This window comes from Streptomyces sp. NPDC031111 (assembly GCF_055570675.1).
In genome coordinates this window covers 303,164-321,390 of record NZ_JBVIGS010000006.1, presented here as the reverse complement: position 1 = coordinate 321,390, position 18,227 = coordinate 303,164, and the positions used below count along the sequence as shown (strand labels likewise).

Annotated in this window: 15 protein-coding genes; 8 read left to right on the top strand and 7 right to left on the bottom strand. The window is 71.2% G+C overall.

Annotated elements, in window-relative coordinates; genetic code table 11:
- Positions 1 to 209 precede the first annotated feature (209 nt).
- Positions 210 to 1,094: a fructosamine kinase family protein gene (locus ACZ470_RS15790; RefSeq protein ID WP_468427487.1), complete on the bottom strand. Its 885-nt coding sequence runs from the start codon at positions 1,092 to 1,094 to the stop codon at positions 210 to 212.
- Positions 1,095 to 1,312: 218 nt separating this feature from the next.
- Between ACZ470_RS15790 and ACZ470_RS15785 the strand changes: the two genes are divergently transcribed.
- From ACZ470_RS15785 to ACZ470_RS15765, 5 genes are all read left to right on the top strand, one after another.
- Positions 1,313 to 2,602 (top strand): ABC transporter substrate-binding protein, encoded by a 1,290-nt coding sequence (locus tag ACZ470_RS15785; RefSeq protein ID WP_468427484.1) that lies wholly within the window; start codon positions 1,313 to 1,315, stop codon positions 2,600 to 2,602.
- A gap of 10 nt (positions 2,603 to 2,612) precedes the next feature.
- A complete protein-coding gene (locus tag ACZ470_RS15780; RefSeq protein ID WP_468427482.1) occupies positions 2,613 to 3,635 on the top strand; it encodes a carbohydrate ABC transporter permease in 1,023 nt (340 codons plus the stop codon).
- On the top strand, positions 3,635 to 4,537 hold the full coding sequence (locus tag ACZ470_RS15775) for a carbohydrate ABC transporter permease (protein ID WP_468427480.1): 903 nt from the start codon (positions 3,635 to 3,637) through the stop codon (positions 4,535 to 4,537). The genes ACZ470_RS15780 and ACZ470_RS15775 overlap by 1 nt, the downstream gene beginning before the upstream one ends.
- A 138-nt stretch (positions 4,538 to 4,675) precedes the next feature.
- Complete coding sequence (gene arfA / locus ACZ470_RS15770; protein ID WP_468427478.1) at positions 4,676 to 6,175, top strand: arabinosylfuranosidase ArfA; 1,500 nt, start codon at positions 4,676 to 4,678, stop codon at positions 6,173 to 6,175.
- Positions 6,172 to 7,929: a CocE/NonD family hydrolase gene (locus ACZ470_RS15765; RefSeq protein WP_468427476.1), complete on the top strand. Its 1,758-nt coding sequence runs from the start codon at positions 6,172 to 6,174 to the stop codon at positions 7,927 to 7,929. The genes arfA and ACZ470_RS15765 overlap by 4 nt, the downstream gene beginning before the upstream one ends.
- A 25-nt stretch (positions 7,930 to 7,954) precedes the next feature.
- Here the strand turns inward: ACZ470_RS15765 and ACZ470_RS15760 are convergent, their stop codons facing one another.
- The gene (locus ACZ470_RS15760) at positions 7,955 to 9,013 is read right to left on the bottom strand and encodes a LacI family DNA-binding transcriptional regulator (RefSeq protein ID WP_468427474.1); all 1,059 of its coding nucleotides are present in this window, start codon (positions 9,011 to 9,013) and stop codon (positions 7,955 to 7,957) included.
- 125 nt (positions 9,014 to 9,138) lie between these two features.
- Entirely contained in the window at positions 9,139 to 10,674 is a 1,536-nt protein-coding gene (locus tag ACZ470_RS15755) for a glycoside hydrolase family 43 protein (protein WP_468427472.1), read from the bottom strand.
- A 248-nt stretch (positions 10,675 to 10,922) separates the two neighbouring features.
- Between ACZ470_RS15755 and ACZ470_RS15750 the strand changes: the two genes are divergently transcribed.
- The 3 genes from ACZ470_RS15750 (at position 10,923) to ACZ470_RS15740 (ending at position 12,257) form a co-directional block, all read left to right on the top strand.
- Positions 10,923 to 11,327: a thioredoxin domain-containing protein gene (locus ACZ470_RS15750; protein WP_468427470.1), complete on the top strand. Its 405-nt coding sequence runs from the start codon at positions 10,923 to 10,925 to the stop codon at positions 11,325 to 11,327.
- Positions 11,314 to 11,685 carry an ArsR/SmtB family transcription factor gene (locus tag ACZ470_RS15745; protein ID WP_468427468.1) on the top strand — a complete coding sequence of 124 codons (372 nt, stop codon included), beginning with the start codon at positions 11,314 to 11,316 and terminating at the stop codon, positions 11,683 to 11,685. Before ACZ470_RS15750 ends, ACZ470_RS15745 begins: the two co-directional genes overlap by 14 nt.
- Positions 11,686 to 11,825: 140 nt before the next feature.
- Positions 11,826 to 12,257 (top strand): Fur family transcriptional regulator, encoded by a 432-nt coding sequence (locus ACZ470_RS15740; protein WP_468427466.1) that lies wholly within the window; start codon positions 11,826 to 11,828, stop codon positions 12,255 to 12,257.
- 6 nt (positions 12,258 to 12,263) lie between these two features.
- Here ACZ470_RS15740 and ACZ470_RS15735 read toward each other — a convergent pair whose 3' ends face one another.
- The 4 genes from ACZ470_RS15735 to ACZ470_RS15720 form a co-directional block, all read right to left on the bottom strand.
- Positions 12,264 to 14,018: an ABC transporter ATP-binding protein gene (locus tag ACZ470_RS15735; protein ID WP_468427463.1), complete on the bottom strand. Its 1,755-nt coding sequence runs from the start codon at positions 14,016 to 14,018 to the stop codon at positions 12,264 to 12,266.
- Positions 14,015 to 15,832, bottom strand: a complete 1,818-nt coding sequence (locus ACZ470_RS15730; RefSeq protein WP_468427461.1) for an ABC transporter ATP-binding protein — start codon at positions 15,830 to 15,832, stop codon at positions 14,015 to 14,017. The genes ACZ470_RS15735 and ACZ470_RS15730 overlap by 4 nt, the downstream gene beginning before the upstream one ends.
- 16 nt (positions 15,833 to 15,848) lie before the next feature.
- On the bottom strand, positions 15,849 to 17,234 hold the full coding sequence (locus ACZ470_RS15725; RefSeq protein ID WP_468427459.1) for a salicylate synthase: 1,386 nt from the start codon (positions 17,232 to 17,234) through the stop codon (positions 15,849 to 15,851).
- 257 nt (positions 17,235 to 17,491) lie between these two features.
- Entirely contained in the window at positions 17,492 to 18,223 is a 732-nt protein-coding gene (locus tag ACZ470_RS15720; RefSeq protein ID WP_468427457.1) for a class I SAM-dependent methyltransferase, read from the bottom strand.
- Positions 18,224 to 18,227: the final 4 nt, after the last annotated feature.

Below are 18,227 nucleotides of genomic sequence, written 5' to 3'. Positions count from 1 at the left end.
TGTCCACGCCCAGCCGTGCGGGCCGCAGCGTATTCCGCGACCGTCTTCTGCCCCAACTCCCTGCGCGCCTCCGCAACAGACGGCGCCATGCGCTTCTTCTCCAGGGAGCCGGGCAGCTGCACCCGGGCACCCGCCGCGGCGGTCATCAGGTCAGCATCCTGGGTGCCGTCGCCGGGTGATCCACGACTCGCACTGACCCGTCGCCGAGCTCAGGCCCGCCGCCGGAAAGGGGCGAGCGTGGCGCGTACGAGGTCCGCGGCGCCCCAGTCGGGGTCGAACTGGGCTATGACGGCCAGGTGTTGACGTAGCTGGAGGATCGGCATCCGTTCGCGCCAGTCCCGGTCGAGGCCGGTCAGCTCGGCGTACAGCTCGAAGAACACCTGCGCCTCGGGCGGCGGCGCCGTCGTCCACAGGTGGGCCAGGTCGACCTCGGCCCATGTGTACGACACGGCGGGGTCGATCAGCGCGGGCCGTCCGTCGGGGGCGGCCATGACGTTCTGTGCCCACAGATCGCCGTGTGTCAGGCACGCGGGCCTGACCGGAAGCAGTTCGGGCAGCCGGTCGCACAGCCGCTCCAGCGCCGCCCGGTCCGCGGCGTCGAGCGCCTCCCGAACGCGTCGCTCGTCGAGCCAGCGCAGCAGACGGTGCTGGGCGAAGTACTCGAACCCGTCGTCGGCCCAGGTGTTGACCTGTCGACGGCGGCCCAGCCAGTTGTCCCGGTGCCAACCGAATCGGGGGTACCGCGTGGTGGTGTGCAGGTGGGCGAGCGCGTGTGCGAGCTGCTCCCAGAAGGCCTCGGTCCCCGGCCGGGGCCGCAGCACGGACAGCACGAGCAGGTCGCGGTCCGCGAGGACGATCTCGGGCGTGGCGATGCCGCCCGCCTCACGCAACACGGTGAGGCCTTCGGCCTCCGCGGCGAAGACGTCGTCCGACGGTGGTTCGCCGAACGCCTTGACGAACACCGACGTGCCGTCGGCGCGGTGCGCGAGCCCCGCGGTCGCGGCGAGGCCTCCGACGGCCGGCTCGATCGCGACGACGTCGGTCAGGCCGGCCGCGTGGAGGCGTTCGAGCAGGAAGGACATCGCCTCGGTCACGGGTGTGCTCCTCACTGTTGGTCCCTCATCCTGACGCACCCGTTCGTCATCACGAACAACTGCCGGCATGCCAGTAACGATTGCGCAACTTGCGAAAACTCTTGGTTGCCCTGCGTTCATTTTCGGCGATACACCTGGCTCCTACTTCGCGGATGGTCCATTAGTTTGCGCAAAGTATCAGCAGTTGGATCACTGACGACAGATCAGGGAGTTCCACGATGACGAGGAAGACCCGCAGCGCGACGGCTGCCGCGATCGGCGTGTGCATCGCACTCGCCGCTGCCGGCTGCGCCGGCGGCGACGACGGCAGCGGTGCGTCCGGTGGCCAGGGCACGGTGGTCCTCTGGACGAACGCGATGGAAGGGCGCGGGGTGCAGTTCTGGAAGGACGCCGCGAAGGCGTACCACGAGCTGCATCCGGACGTCACGATCAAGATCCAGTCGGTCCAGAACGAGGACCTCGACGGCAAGCTCCAGAACGCGCTCAACTCGAACTCCGCGCCCGACATCTTCCTCCAGCGCGGTGGCGGCAAGATGCAGGCCATGGTCGACGCCGGCCAGATCCAGGCACTGGAACTGACCGACACCGACAGGGCGAACGTGGGCGAAGCGGCCCTCGAAGGCGTTTCGATCGACGGCAAGGTCTACGCGATGCCGCTCGACACGCAGCCCGAGGGCATCTACTACAGCAAGGACCTGTTCAAGAAGGCCGGCATCACCTCGCCGCCGACGACGATGGACGAGCTCGAGGACGCCGTCGCCAAGCTGAAGGCGATCAAGGTCGCGCCGATCGCCGTCGGCGCCAAGGACGCCTGGCCGGCCGCGCACTGGTACTACAACTTCGCCCTGCGCGAGTGCAGCCAGGAGACCATGCAGGAGGCCGCCAAGTCGCTCACGTTCGACGACCCGTGCTGGACCAAGGCCGGTGACGACCTCGCCGGGCTCCTGGAGACCGAACCCTTCCAGAAGGGTTTCCTGACGGCGACGTCGCAGCAGGGCGCCGGGTCCTCGGCGGGCATGATCGCCAACCACAAGGCGGCCATGGAGCTCATGGGCAACTGGAATCCCGGCGTGATCGCCGATCTGACGCCGGACAAGAAGCCGCTCCCCGACCTGGGCTGGTTCCCCTTCCCCTCCGTGCCCGGCGGCAAGGGCGACCCTTCCGCCATCATGGGCGGCGCCGGCGGATACTCGCTCTCCAAGAACGCGCCGGACGAGGCCCTGGGCTTCCTCCAGTTCGTGGTGACCAAGGAGCAGCAGGAGGCCTACGCCGAGGACTTCGACACCATCCCCGTGAACAAGCAGGCCCAGGGGGTCGTCACCGAGCCCTACAACATCTCGGCACTCCAGGCCTTCAACAAGGCCGCCTACTCGATGCAGTTCCTCGACACCGTGTACGGCCAGAACGTCGGCAACGCCATGAACATCGCCGTCGTGAACCTGATGGCCGGCAAGGGCTCCGCCGCCGACATCGTCAAGGACGTCAAGGCTGCCGCCGAGAAGGGCTGAGTAAGCACACATGAGCGACACCCTGGGCACCGACACGGCCGACGGCCGCCGGCCGCCGGGCACGCCCGGAGCCGGGGACGCGGCCACGTCCGTGCCCCCGGCTCCGCCGCGAGCGGCTGCGCGCCGCCGAGGCCGTGCCAGGATGCGACTGGAGATCGCGGTCCTGTCCGCGCCGGCGGTCATCACGTTCCTGGCGTTCGTGATCTTCCCGGTCGCGCTCGCCGCGTACTACGGCTTCTACCAGTGGAAAGGCTATGGAGAGCCCACCGACTGGGTCGGCCTGAACAACTACGAGCTGATCCTCGGCGACCCCGCCTTCCACGACGTCCTGTGGCACAACGGCCTGATCCTGGTGCTCTCACTGGTCATCCAGGGTCCGCTGGCGATCGTCCTCGCGCTCCTGCTCAACCAGAGGATCCGCGGCCGCTCGACCATCCGCGTCCTGATCTTCGTGCCCTACATCATCTCCGAGATCATCGTCGGCACCGGCTGGAGCCTGATGCTCCAGAGCAACGGAGCCGTCAACGACCTGCTGCACCGGATCGGACTGGGCTCGCTGGAGGCCGACTGGATCGCCGACCCGGACCTGGCCATCTGGACGCTGATGGCCATCATCACCTGGAAGTACATCGGCTTCGCGGTGATCCTCATGCTCGCCGGCCTTCAGTCGATCCCGGACGAGATCTTCGAGGCCGCGCAGATCGACGGCGCCTCCTACTGGCAGATCCAGCGCCGCATCACACTGCCGCTGCTGGGGCCGACGATCCGCATCTGGGCGTTCCTGTCGATCATCGGCTCGCTGCAGTTGTTCGACCTCGTCTACATCATCTGGGGCCAGTACGTCTCGGGCACCGCGGGCACCTCGACCATGGCGATCTACATGCTCGCCCAGGGCCGCAACGCGGGCAACTACGGCTACGGCAGCGCCGTCGCGGTCGTGATGTTCGTGATCTCGCTCGTCGTCGCGCTGCTCTACCAGCGCTTCGTCCTGCGCCGCGACCTCAAGGGCGCCGTCACCGAAGGGACCGTGTGATGAGCGCGACGACCACCACCTCCCGGAAGTCCCCCGCGCCGGAGCCCAAGGCACCCACCCGCCGCCGCGGCCACCGCGACAAGCCGCAGAAGTGGGGCAGCCCCGTCACCTACTTCATCGCGCTGCTCTTCGTCGGCGTCTGCGTCGCACCGGTGCTCTACATCGTGCTCGGCGGATTCCGCACCAACGCGCAGATCACCACGGACCCGGCCGCGCTGCCGCGTCCCTGGGTGGTCGGAAACTACCTCGACATCCTCAAGTCGACGGTGTTCTGGGGCGAGTTCGCCAACTCCCTCATCGTCGCGATCGCCAGCACCGTCGGCATCGTCGCCCTCGGTCTGATGGTGAGCTTCGTGATCGCGCGCTACGACTTCAAGCTCAAGGGCGCGATGTACTCCCTGTTCGCGGCGGGCCTGATGTTCCCGATGGTCATCGCGATCACTCCGCTGTACCTCGTCATCAAGGACCTCGGCCTCGTCGACAACCTGCTCGGCGTGATCGTCCCGCAGATCGCCTTCGGCCTGCCGACGACCGTCATCATCCTCGTGCCGTTCCTCAGAGCCATCCCGAACGAGATCGAGGAGGCCGCCGCGATCGACGGCATGAGCCGACTCGGGTTCTTCTTCCGCATGGTGGTCCCGCTGTCGCTGCCCGGTGTGGTCACCGTCGGCATCCTCGGATTCGTCGGCAGCTGGAACAACTACCTCCTGCCCCTGTACGTCCTCAACTCGCAGGCGAACTTCACCCTGCCGCTCGGTGTCCAGGTGTTCTCCTCGCAGTACTCCACGGACACCGCGAAGGTGCTCGCCTTCACCTCACTCGCCATGCTGCCCGCACTGGTCTTCTTCTCGGTCTTCGAGAAGCGCATCGTCGGCGGCCTCACCGGTGCCGTGAAGGGCTGACACCGGTACCGGGACCCGAACCGGACCGTCCCACGCCTGCCCCTGCCGTGCCTCACGGCAGGGGCAGGCCGCTGACCGACGGCACCACCGGGCCGGCCCGTGACCCTCCCACGCCATCCCCCTGAAAGGACCGCCGCATTGCCCCGCGTCCACATCGAACTCGACCGGCAGGCCGTCATCGCTCCTGTCCGCCGCCGCACCTTCGGCTCGTTCGTCGAGCACCTCGGCCGCTGCGTGTACACCGGGCTCTACGAGCCCGAACACCCGAAAGCGAACGACGACGGGTTCCGCATGGACGTCGTCGAACTCGTCAGAGAACTCGGCAGCACGACCATCCGCTACCCGGGCGGCAACTTCGTCTCCGGGTTCCGCTGGGAGGACTCCGTCGGCCCACGCGAAAAACGCCCGGTACGCCGTGACCTCGCCTGGCGTTCGCTCGAGTCGAACCAGATCGGCCTCGACGAGTTCGCCAGATGGCTCAAGCTCACCGACTCCGAGTTGATGCTGGCGGTCAACATAGCCACACGAGACATCCTGCCCGCCCTGGACCTGCTCGAGTACGCCAACCACCCGTCCGGCACAGCGCTGTCGGACCTGCGCATCGCCAACGGCACACCGGAACCGCACAACGTGCGCATGTGGTGCCTCGGCAACGAGATGGACGGCCCCTGGCAGACCGGATTCATGACGGCGGACGACTACGGCAAGCTGGCCGCCCGCACCGCCGCCGCGATGAAGAGCGCCGACAAGGGCCTCGAACTCGTCGTCTGCGGCTCCTCCGGGTCCACCATGCCCACATTCGGCGACTGGGAACGCACCGTACTCGAGCACAGCTACGACCACGTCGACTACGTCTCGTGCCACGCGTACTACCAGGAGCACGACGGCGACCTCGGCTCCTTCCTCGCCTCGGCGGTCGACATGGACTACTTCATCGACACCGTCGTCGCCACCGCCGACCACGTGGGGTACAAGAAGCGCTCCAGCAAGAAGATCAACGTCTCCTTCGACGAGTGGAACGTCTGGTACCTCAAGGAGCACCAGGAGTCCGAGGAGACCCACGACGAGTGGCGCCACGCCCCCCGGCTCCTGGAGGACACCTACACGGTGGCGGACGCCGTCGTCGTCGGAAACCTGCTGATGACGCTCCTGCGCCGCAGCGACCGCGTCACCTCGGCGTCCCTCGCACAGCTCGTCAACGTGATCGCTCCGATCATGACCGAGCCCGGCGGCCCGGCCTGGCGCCAGACGACCTTCTACCCGTTCTCGATCACGAGCCGGCTCGCCTCCGGTGAGGTGATCCGACCTCTGATCGAGGCGCCCGCGTACGAAACGGCGCGCTACGGAGAGGCGTCCGTCGTCGACGCCGTCGCGACCGTCGACGAGGACCGGGCCGCGGTCTTCCTCGTCAACCGCGACCTGGCGGAAGCCGCGCAGGTCACGATCGATGTGCGCGGCCTCGGCTCCTCGCGCGTCACCGAGGCGGTCACGCTCGCCGACTCCGACGTGTCCGCGAAGAACACGCTCGCCCAGCAGGACCGGGTGACCCCGGCCGCGAACACCGGCGCGGCACTCGTCGACGGGCTGCTCACCATCGAACTGCCGCCGACGTCGTGGACGGCGGTCGCCCTCCGGTGAGCGACGACACGAGCCCCGTTCAGGAGCCGGGCCCGGTCGCCGAACGCCGCGAGGCCACCTGTGCGTTGCGCGATGGAACACGGCTTCGGACCGTCCTGCTGGTGCCGCACGGGACCGGGCCGTGGCCGGCCCTGCTGACCCGCCATCCCTATGACGTGACCCGTGAGGAACACGACGGGATGCTGGACGTCGGGCGCCTCGTCGCCGCCGGTTACCTCGTCGCGCTCCAGGACGTACGGGGCCGCTTCGGTTCCGAAGGCGTCTTCGACCCCTGTGCGCAGGAGGTGGCCGACGGCGCCGACGCCGTGGCCTGGCTCGCGGCACGTCCCGAATGCACCGGCACCGTCGGCATGTGGGGCGCGTCCTACGCCTCGGACACCCAGTTCAGCGCCGTTCTGGGAGGCGCCCCGGCCCTGCGGGCGATCGCTCCCGCCATGACGCCGGCGATGTCGGCGCTCGACGGTTTCCGGTTCCGTGGTGGAGTGCCGGAGATCGGAAGCACCCTCGCGTGGACGCACTACGCGATCGCCCCGGACATGATCACGCGCATCGGCTCCGCCCGCGAACGGGAGGCCGAGCGGAAGCGGTGGGAAGCGACCGAGCGGGCGATCGCGACCCGGGACGCGTTCCGGCCCGGAATCCCGCACGTCGAATGGGAGTCGGAGGCGATCGTCGGGTGGGGTCTGGACCGGCTGCGGGAGCCGCTCGGGTCGGCACGTCACCGCGATGGGAAGATCGTCGACCGGATCGATGCGGTCGACATCCCGGTCCTCCTGATCGGCGGGTGGTTCGACGTCTTCCTCGGATCGACCCTGGAGATCCACCGGCGGCTGCTGCGCCGCGCGAAGGACACCGGCGGGCCGGTGCCTCGTCTTCTGGTCGGCCCCTGGTCGCATGACAACATGTCGGGCCGGACGGCCGGTGCGGACTTCGGGCCGGGCGCGTCCGCCGACGATCTCGGCGGCGGCGGAGACCTCACCGAGCGGCACGTGCGGTGGTTCGACACCACCTTGCGCGCGGGCGCGGCGGATTCGCCGCCGGTGCGTGTGTTCCTGATGGGCTCGAACCGGTGGATCGACCTGGACGAGTTCCCGCCGCGCGGCACGCGGACGCTCGAGCTGTACCTGAACGCCGGGGGGACTCTCGCGACCGAGCCGGCCGAGAGCGGTGAACGGCGGCTGATCAGCGATCCGGCATCCCCGGTGCCGACGTGCGGCGGTGCGGTACTCCTGTTCGCGCCGTTCGAGGCGGGTCCTGCCGACCAGGCGGCGATCGAGTCGCGGCAGGATGTGGTCTCGTGGCGCACCGGGCCGCTCGCCGAGGAACTCACGGTGCTGGGCGCGGTCCATGCCGTCGTCCACCTCGCGACCACGGGAACGGACGCGGATGTGGTCGTGCGGCTGTGCGACGAGCACCCGGACGGCAGCAGCCGTGTCGTCACCGACGGCGTGCAGCGGGGGTCGGCGCGGTCCGTCGACCCGGTCACGGGCCTGGGCGACAGACGGCCGGTCGAGCCGGGCCAGGAGCAGGAGTTCGTCGTGGACCTCTGGTCGACGGCACACACGTTCCTGCCGGGCCACCGGGTGCGCGTCGACATCGCACCGAGTTCGTCACCCCGCTGGGACGTCGGACGCAACGCCTTCGATCCGGCCGGGGCGACCACGGAGCCCACCTCGGCCGAGTACACGGTCCTTCAGGGCGCCGCCCGTCCGAGCCGCCTGGTCCTTCAGGTGGTGACGACCGCTCCGCGATGAGACCGGGCGCACACTCCTGCCGGCGTCACCGGCTTCGCGCCGGGGTCGCCGGGGCGGGTCCGGTGGAGGCGCGGACGACCAGCTCGGTGGCCAGTTTCATGCGGGCGGGGGGCCGGGCACCGCCGTCCTCGCCCCGGGAGACCTCGATCAGAAGCTTGACCGCCGCGGCGCCCAACTCGGTGCTGGGCTGTCTGACGGTCGTCAGTCCGGGGGTGATGTACTGCGCCTCGGGCAGGTCGTCGAAGCCGACGACACTGATGTCCTCGGGAACGCGCAGGCCCCGTGCGCCGATCGCGTCGTAGACCCCGACGGCCATGGAGTCCGCGCAGGCGAAGATGCCGGTGATCCCCGGGTCGGCGTCGAGCAGGGTGTGGGTGGCGGTCGCCGCCTTGGCGCGGTTCCATCCGCCGTGGGCCACCGACACCGTGGCACTGCCGGCGCTCGCCGTGTCGGCCGCCGCACGGAAACCGTCGACGCGTGCCCGGCTGAAGAGATGGCGGGCATGGCCGGCGACGACCCCCATCCGCGCATGGCCGAGGGACAGAAGGTGCTCGGCGGCCATCCGGCCGCCTTCCCAGTTCGCCACGCCAACGCTTGCCACCCCGGACGGCGGTGCGCTGATCGGGTCGATCAGCACCACGGGGACGCCCGCGGCGAAAAGCGCGCCGAACTGCGCCGAGGCGGGATCGACCAGCGTCCCGATCACCCCGAGGGTGCGCCTTCTCAGGACCCTCGACACCCAGTCGCTGTGCGGATCGGCGAGCGTCATGACGACATCGAGCCCCGCTGCCGCCGCTTCTCGCCCGACCCCAGCTGTCAGCAGGTTCGCCCATGACCCCTCGAAGTGGGTCACCACCAGGTCGAGCACGTTGGACCAGCCGTTCTCGTCCCGCACGCCCTCGCCCTTGGACCCGGCCCGGCGGGTGTAGCCGACGGCTTGCACGGCTTCCATGACCTTCGCGCGCGTCTCCGCCGAGACGTCGGTTCCGCCTCGCAGCACCTTGGACACGGTGGGCACGCTCGTACCGGCGGTCTTGGCCACCAAGGACAGGGTGGGGCGCGATCCGGCTGGTCGGGGGGGCATGGGGACAGGTTAGCCCAACCGGCGAGGAGGCCGTCCGAGGGCCGGGGAGGCACGTCGGCCGGGGTCCAGCCGGTTGCGGGCGGGTGCCCTCTCGGGGCGCGGCACCCGCCCGCACGCACCGGGCGTCACACGGACGGCGCCGGGGCCGGGGCGTACTCGAACCAGTCGAAGGCGACCGCGCCCTCGGTGGCGTACATGCCGATCACACGGCCGGTGAAGCCGCAGGCGACCTCGGTGGACAGGTAGCGCCCGTCCAGTTCGGCGAGCGGCCGGGCGTCCGGGGCGTCGGGATCGCCGAGCCAGAAGGCGATGGTGTCGGGGCCCGTGGTCCCGCCGTCGGTGAGTTCGGGCGACGCGGGCACGAGGCCGGCCGTCCGGATCGTCACGGTGAGGGGCAGCGGCCCGTCCGGAACCGGTCGGCGGGCAACGGTCTGGCGCAGCGGCCCGATCCGGGCGACGACGCCGATCTCCCCGTTCCCGGCCTCCAGTTCGTAATGGTGGGCCTCGTCCAGGCGCACGCAGAGACCACCGCGTCCCCCACCCGGTTCGAGCACGGCGGTGACGCGGCAGTCGTGGTGCTGCTGGCGGCGGCCGACGAAGGTGTACCCGGGACGGTCGAGGGTGGGGCCGGTGGCGTTGAGGACCAGCCGGCCGGGGCGCTCGGTGAGCGACCAGGAACGCTCCGGGCGGGCGAACGGCGAGATCCAGTGGGGCGCGAGAGCGGGCCCGTCGAAGTCGTCGCGGGCGGGCGGGGCCGGAACGGGGTGCCAGGCACCGGCCGGGGCCGCGTGGCTCTCGGGAACGGGCGCCACGACGGGCCAGCCGTCCTCGTCCCACTCCACGGGGGTCAGGAACGTCTCGCGGCCGAGCACGTGCACGTCGGGCGTGAAGCCGCGGGGGCGGACGCCGAGCAGCACCATCCACCAGCTGCCGTCGGGAGCCTCCACCAGGTCGGCGTGGCCGGTGTTCTGGATGGAGCCGGCGGTACCGCTGTGGGACAGCAGGGGGTTGGCGGGTGCCGCCTCCCAGGGGCCGCGCGGCGAGCGGCTGCGGGCCATGGACACGCTGTGGCCGCGTTCCGTGCCGCCTTCCGCGATCAGCAGGTACCACCAGTCGCCGATGCGGTAGAGGTGCGGTGCCTCGGGGAACTTCAGGCCGCTGCCCGACCACGTGGCGAAGGGCCCCTCCAGCACCTCGCCCTTGACCGGGTCGATCCTGGCCATGTTGATGCCCCCTTCGGGGCCGGAGAAGGCGCACCAGCAGGTGCCGTCCTCCTCCCACGCCAGGTCGGGGTCGATCCCGGTCAGGTCGATCCACACCGGGTCGCTCCACGGCCCCTCGGGCCGGTCGGCCGAGACGATGAAGTTGCCGCCACCGTCGATGTTGGTGTTGATGACCCAGTAGCGGCCGTCGTGGTGACGGATCGTGGGGGCGTAGAGGCCTCCGGACGCCTTGGCACCGGGGAGGGGCAGCGGCAGTTGCCCGGGCCGGTCGAGCACGTTGCCGATCTGCTTCCAGTGCACGAGGTCCTTGCTGTGGAAGAGCGGCAGCCCGGGGAAGTACTCGAAGCTGGAGCAGACCAGGTAGTAGTCGTCACCGACCCGGCACACGCTCGGATCGGGGTGGAACCCACTGATCACAGGGTTGTCGTATATATGCACGTGAACGTCTTCCCTCCGAGCCGCCGGGCGTCGCGGAGGCGAGTCTAAAGGGCTGTCGGTCAACCGCTGGTACGAGGACCTCGGATTTTGTGGACATGGATATCATTTTCATCTAACCTCACGCTTGTGTCGCTCGGCGGTGGGTATCCATACCGACCGCCAACCGTGTCCGACCCAAGAACCGCCCGAAGAAGGACTGCCGCCATGCCCCTGGGAAAGCGCCCGACCGGCCGGCCGGGGCCCGCGCTGTGAACCGCGCCGTGGTCAGAGCGGCCGACCGGCCCTGCACCCTGGTCGTCTGCCGGGGGTGCTGCTGCGGCAACCCGCGCAAATACGCCGGCACCGACCACGCCTGGCAACTGGACCGGCTGCGCGCCGGCGCCGTCGACTCCCGCGGCCGGTTCGCCGTTCGTACGACCGACTGTCTCGGCCCGTGCGACCAGGCCAACGTGATCGTGGTCCAGCCCTCCACCGCCGGACGCCGGGCCGGAGGCAAGGCCGTCTGGATCGGCTTCGTCCTGGACGACGACTGCACCGAGGAGTTGCTGATCTGGGCCGCCGCCGGCGGTCCCGGCATCGCCGAGCCGCCCGCGACGCTGGCGTTGCAGTTCATCCGCCCGCCGCGCGAGGCCCGCGCCCGTGCACGCCGCTGACCGCGCGCACGCCGACCTGGACACCGGCGTTCCCGCCGTGAGCGCCCCGCTCGACGAGACCACCGCGGCGACCGTCGCCGCCACCCTCCAGGCCCTGGCCACCCCTTCCCGGCTGCTGATCCTGACCGCCCTGCGCCACACACCGCACCCGGTCACCGAACTCGCCGCCGCCGTCGGCATGGAGCAGTCCGCCGTCTCCCACCAACTCCGCCTGCTGCGCGCGCTCGGCCTGGTCACCAGGCAGCGCGAGGGCCGCCGCGTCGTCTACCGCCTCTACGACGACCACGTGGCCGCACTCCTCGACCAGGCGGTCCACCACATCGAACATCTGGGGCTCGGACTGAGCGACTTCGGGTGACATCGGCCGCCCGGCGCCGACACCAAGCCGATATGAAAACCGTTGTCGTATGCTGGGGTTGTCTCCCTGGTGCGGTGTCGCGGTTGACGGTCCCCGGCCCGGTCGAGGCAATCCCCACCCTGACCGAGAGGGGCACACACATGCACGGAGCGACACTCGGTGAGTGGCGCCCCACCCCGCAACGAGCCGCCGTCTTACGGGCGTTGGCCGCCTGCGAAGGCTTCGCCTCCGCCCAGACCCTGCACGCGGCGCTCACGGCGGACGGTGTCGTGGTCGGCCTGACCACCGTCTACCGCACGCTCCGTCTGCTGGAGGCGGCGGGCCAGGTGGACATGGTGCGGGACAGCGACGGCGAACGCCTCTACCGGCCCCGGCCCGCCGACGGCCACCGGCACTACCTCCTGTGCCGGCACTGCGGCCTCAGTCTCGCCGTGGAATCCGAGGAAGTGGAACGGTGGGCGGTCGAGGTGGCGCGCGTCACCGGGTTCCAGGACGTGGACCACACCGTCGAACTGACCGGGGTGTGCGGCACCTGTCATGCCGTACGCGACGGCGGCCGAACGGACGCCTGAGGCCGGTCACCGGGTCGCCTCCGCCGGTCCGGCCGGCACCAGGCGCCAGCCGCGGCTGCGGCGGCGCCGCTCCCAGAAGCGGGCGTAGAGGCGGTCGGCGGCGAGCAGTTCCTCGTGGGTGCCGCGCTCGCCGACGCGACCGTCGTCCAGGACGAGGATCTGGTCGGCGGCCACGACGGTGGTCAGCTGGTGGGCGATCACCAGCAGGGTGGAGTCCCGCATCAGGGTCCGCAGGGCCTGCTGGACGTACTTCTCGTTCTCCGGGTCGAGGGCGGCGGTGGCTTCGTCGAGCAGGACGACGGGAGCGCGCTTGAGGACGGCGCGGGCCACGGAGACACGTTGCCGTTCGCCGCCGGACAGGGAGGCCCCGCCCTCGCCGACGCGCGTGGCCAGACCGTCCGGCAGCCGCTCGACGATCTCGTCGACGCCGGCGATCCGGGCCGCCTCGCGCACCTCCTGGTCGGTGGCGTCGGGCCGGCCGACGCGGATGTTGCCCTCCAGGGTGTCGTCGAAGAGGTACACGTCCTGCTGGACCAGGGCGAGTTGGGCCATCAGCTGTTCCACGGGCATCTCGCGCACGTCGGTTCCGCCGACGCGGACCGATCCGGCGTCCACGTCGAAGAAGCGGGCGATGAGCCGGACCAGGGTGGTCTTGCCGGCGCCGGAGGGGCCCACCACCGCGGTCATGGTGCGCGGCGGGACCCGCAGGGAGACGTCCCGCAGCACCGGGTCCCCGCCGTCGTAGCCGAAGGTGACGTTCTCGAACACGATCTCGCCGGGGTGGTCGAGGGTGGCGCGGGTGCCGGTGTCGGGCAGGGGCGGCTCGTCCAACAGGGCGGCGAGCCTGCCGAGGTCGTTGCCCGCCATGCGCAGCATGCCGCTCATGCCGGCCGCCTCCGACAGCGGGCCGACGAACCGGGCGGCGAGCGCGAGGAGCGCGACCAGGGCCGCGGGAGCCACGGCGTCGTGCAGGGCCAGGGTCACGCCGGTGGCCACTAGGGCGGCGAAGCACAGCTGGACGGCGAGACCGCTCGCGAGCAGCCGGGGCATGGTCTCGGCGAGCATCCGGCCGCCCGCACGGCTGCGTCGCTCCACCGCGGCCTCCAGCGGGGCGTAGCCCTCGCGGTCGCGGCCGAACGCCCGCAGGGTCTTCTGCGCCAGCGCGAACTCCACCACCCGGTTGCCGGCGAGGGTGTCGGCGGCCTCCCGCTGCCGCTCGCTGCGGCCGACCCAGGCGGCGGACCAGCGGTGGGTGGCGTACAGCAGCGGGGCGCAGGCCACCAGGACCAGACCGAGGCGCCAGTCCAGGACGAGCATGGCGAGGGCGACGGTGGCGGGGGTGACGACGCCGCTGACGAGGGGGGTGAGCTGGTGGGCGAAGACGTTGGTGACGGTGAAGGTGCCGGTGGTGGCGCTCCGCGCGACGCGGCCGACCTTCTCGGAGGTGAACCAGCCCAGTGGCAGCCGGACCAGGTGGTCGCCGAGCCGGTCGTGCAGGGTGGTGAGGGTGACGACGGCCAGCCCGAAGCCCCGCATGGCCTGCTGGTAGCGGGCGACGCAGGTGACGACGACGAGGACCGCCAGCACGGCCAGGTGGCGCAACGCTCCGTCGGTGTCGCCGTCGAGGACCGAGCGCAGCACGGGCACCAGGAAGGCCATGGCGACGCCTTCGAGGACCCCGTAGGCGACCAGCCAGGCGAAGTAGCGACGAAGGGCGCCCCGGTGGTCGGGCCCCAGGACGGTGGCCAGGTGACGGATCATCGGGCGGTCTCCTCGGTCGGCCCAGCGCCGGGTACGTCGGTGGGGTGGTGGGCCGCCCACATGCGGGCGTAGCGGCCCTCGGCGGCGAGCAGTTCGGTGTGCGTGCCCTGCTCGACGATCCGGCCCGCGTCCAGGACGACGATGCGGTCGGCGCCGGTGACACTGGACAGACGGTGGGCGACGACCAGGACGGTACGGCCCCGCACCAGGGTGGACAGGGCGTCCTGGATGTCGGCCTCGGACTCCGGGTCGGCGTAGGCGGTGGCCTCGTCGAGGACGAGGACGGGCGCGTCGGCGAGCAGGGCGCGGGCGATGGTGAGGCGCTGCGCCTCGCCGCCGGAGAACCGGGCGTCCTCGCCGACGACCGAGTCGTAGCCGCGCGGCAGCCTCGTGATCCGCTCGTGGACGCGAGCGACGGTCGCGGCGGCGACGAGTTCGTGGTCGGTGGCGTCGGGGCGGCCGAGGCGCAGGTTGTCGGCGACCGTGCCGTGCAGCAGCCGCACGTCCTGAAGGACAAAGCCGACGTGCCGGTACAGCTCCTCGGGTGCGATGTCGCGGACGTCGGTGCCGCCGATGCGGACCGCTCCGGCGTCCACGTCGTGGAACCGGGGGACGAGGGCCGCGAGGGTGGACTTGCCCGCGCCGGAGCCGCCGACCAGGGCGGTGACGGTGCCTGCCCGGCAGGTCACGTCGATGTCGTGGAGCACGGGCCGGCCGGGGGCGTAGCCGAAGGCGACACCGTCGAGCACGACGTCGTTGCCGTTCGGCTTCCGCGGCCGGTCGGTGACGGGGAGTTCGGGGGTGTCCAGCAGCGCGGTGATGCGTCCGGCGGCGGCCACGGCCTTGCGCTGTGCGGTCAGGCCCTGGTTGAGGGTGAGCAGGGTGGTGGGGAGGACGGCGGCGACGAGCACCTCGGCGAGGACGTCGGCGGGGGTGACCCAGCCCTCGTGAGTGAACCAGACGCCGCCGGCCAGTCCGACGACGGAGATCACCGGCACGGACAGGGCCATGGAGGTGTACGCGTCCAGTTTCAGCACGGGCCGGACCCAGCCCGCGTACTGGTCGCCGTAGGCGTGCACGGCCTCCCGGTACCCGGCGTGGGCGCGGCGGGTGCCGCCGAACACCTTGACGACGCCGATGCCGTGCACGAACTCCACGACGGCGGCGCCGACCCGGCCGAAGGCGGTGTCCACCGCGGTCATCTTCTCGGCGAAGCCGCGCATCATGAAGGCGTACGCGGTGAAGTAGACCGGCAGGGTGGCGAGCGCCAGCGGGGCGAGACGCCAGTCGACCCACACGAGGTAGCCGAGTCCGGCGCACGGCAGCGCGATCGCGCCGGCCAGTTCGACGTCGTGGTGGGCCGTCAGATGGTGCAGGTCGTCGATGTCCTCCTGGGCGGCCTTGCGCACCTGTCCGGAGGTGGTGGACGAGTACCAGCCCAGCGGTACTCGGCCGAGCTTGGCGACCATGCGGCGCCGCAGGCCGGCCTGGAGCCGGCCGTCGGCCAGGTGGGTGATCCACAGGGCGGCGGCGGTGCAGCTCCAGCCGACGACCAGGGCCAGGGCGACGACGACGGCCGCGGTGACCACCCGGTCGCGGTCCGGCGGGCCCTCGGCCAGCAGGACCCGGCCGATCTCGGCGATGCCGACGAAGGGCACCAGGGTCGTGACGGCGCCGACCGCGCCCAGCACGATGCCGAGCCGGGTCATGGGGGCGACGGGCCGCCGTAGTTCACGCAGGGCGTCGGCGGCGCCCCGCCGTTCGTCGGGGGCGGGGGTGGTCGACGGGGGTTCGTTGGCGGTGGGCGTGGTCATCGGGGTGAATTCCGGCTCACGGAGCCGTCATGGAGGTGGTCACGGGCGCCGGGACGTCGTCGCCCGCCCCCGCTGCCGGGGTGGCGGGCACCAGGTGACCGCTGACCGCACGGAGCTTCTCCCTGGTCTCCTCCAGCTCCCGTTCCGGGTCGGAGTCCGCCACGATGCCGGCTCCGGCGCGCAGCCAGGTCCGGTCACCGCGGCGCAGGACGGTGCGCAGCACCAACGCCGCGTCCAGGGTGCCGTCGGCCTCCAGCCGCAGGACCGCGCCGCTGTACAGCCCGCGTTCCTGTTCCTCGGCACGGCGGATCGCCGCGAGCGCGGGCCCCTTGGGTATGCCGGAAGCGGTCACCGCGGGGAATAGCGCGGCGAGCGCGTCCCACCGGTCGCGGCCGGGCGCGAGCCGGCCCCGCAGCCGGGAGGCGAGGTGCTGCACACTGCCCCGTTCCTCCACGGCCATGAACTCCTCGGTGCGCACCGACTCCGGCAGGCACACGGTGTTCAGCTCCTCCTGCACCAGGCGTACGGACACGGCGTGCTCGTACACCTCCTTGGCGTCGCGGTGGAGTTCGGCGCGGCGGGCGGCGTCCGCGTCGGAGTCGCCGGTCAACGCGCGAGTGCCGGCCAGCGGCTGGGCCGTGACGAGACCGTCGGCGTCGATCCGGGTCACGATCTCGGGGCTGAAGCCCGCGGCCTCCCACCCTCCGTGCCGCAGCAGGAAGGAACGGGCGGGGAGGTGGCTGCGCCGTCCCGCCAGATAGGTGGCCGGAAGGTCGATCGCGTCCGGCACGGACACGGTGCGGGAGACGATGGCCTTGTCCAACTCCCCGGCGCGGATGGCACGTACGACGTCGGCGACGGCGGTGCGGTAGCGGTCGGCGTGCTCCTCCAGGTCGACGGCGACGCGCGCGGAGGAGGGCTCGCCGGCCGAGGCGGAGGCGGTGTGAAGCCGTCTCTCCAGGGCGTCGAGGGCGTCCGGGCCGTCGGCCCGCAGTACGGCCGCGGTGGGCGTCAGTTCGACCTCACGTTCCGGGACGACGAACCGGGCGAGGGTCCGATCGCCGGTCGTTCCTCCCCCGTGGTAGGCGTGGGCCAGTTCGAAGGAGATCCAGCCGTGCGCCGATCCGACGCCGTCGGTCCGCGTCCGGAGGAGTTCCCCGGCAGCGGCCAGCGGGTGAGCGCCCGCGGGGAGATCCGTGCTCTCGACGTCCTTGCCGTGCAGCCTGACGGAGGTCCCGGCCACCTCGATCACGACGGACTCGCCCTCACTCCAGGTGACGGAGCCGCCCTGCTCGTAGAGGAGGTGGGGTGCGTCGGTGCCCGCGGACAGAGCGGCGGCGACGGCGAGGGGGTCGCCGGTGAAGGTGAGTTTGCGCTCGGGGAAGGATTCCCGGTGGGTCACGGGGAGGTTCTCGCTTTCCGGTTGGCGTCGGACGCCGGCGGCTGTAGCGGTGCGGCCATCGCCCCACGAGGGGCGCGGCACCGCCTCGCGGCGATGGTGAGGGAAGTGGGCGGCCGGGAGAGCGCGCGGGACGGCCGGGCTCCACGCCGTTCCGTGAGCGACCGACGGCGGGATCCGGGCCTACCCATACAAGCGTTACTGAAAACGATTGTCAATACAAACCGTGCGACCGCGGAGACCGCCCCGGTCGCCGCCCGTCACCGGATCAGTTTGCCGATCTCGGGTGAGCCCGGAACGCCGGCGGCGCTCACCAGGCTGCTGCTCATTCCGGCCTCCCGCGCGAGCTGCTCCAGGCTGAGGTTCTCCCAGTCGTAGGTGTCGGAGCTGGTGCGAACCAACTCGCCCTGCCGGAAGACCTTCCAGGACGTCCGCCAGCGCATCACCTCGCCCTCGAGGGGTTCGGCCTCCGTCCACCACTCGTAGGTCTGCTCACCGATCGTCTCGCGCAGCATCCTGAAGGGGGGTACGCGACGGGCGGTGCCGACTCCCATCAGCTCCACGACGATCGGTCCGCCCTCGGGCAGTCTGCCGCGCAGGTTCCGCCACAGGTCGCCGCGCTCAGCCCTGGTGAGATGGCCGACCACACCGAAGATCACCACCGCGCTGACGGTGTCGGGCAGGGTGAGCTCCTGAGCGGGCTCCGCCACGACCGTCACCCGCTTCCGCAGGTCCTCGTCGCCGAACACCCGGCTCGTGAGCATCGCCCGCATCGGAACCGATGGCTCCGCGGCGATGATCGGGACGCCCGGCAGGGCCTGGGCGATGGCCGCGGTGATCCGCCCCGTGCCCGCGCCGATCTCGACGACGGGGCCGTGCGTGGTGTCGACTCCCGCCAGGGCGGCCGTGAGGGGCCCGGCACTCGTCCGCACGTGGCGCGCGGCCACCATCTCGTAGAACTCCGCGGAGGCGGTGTAGTAGTCCGCGACCATGGCG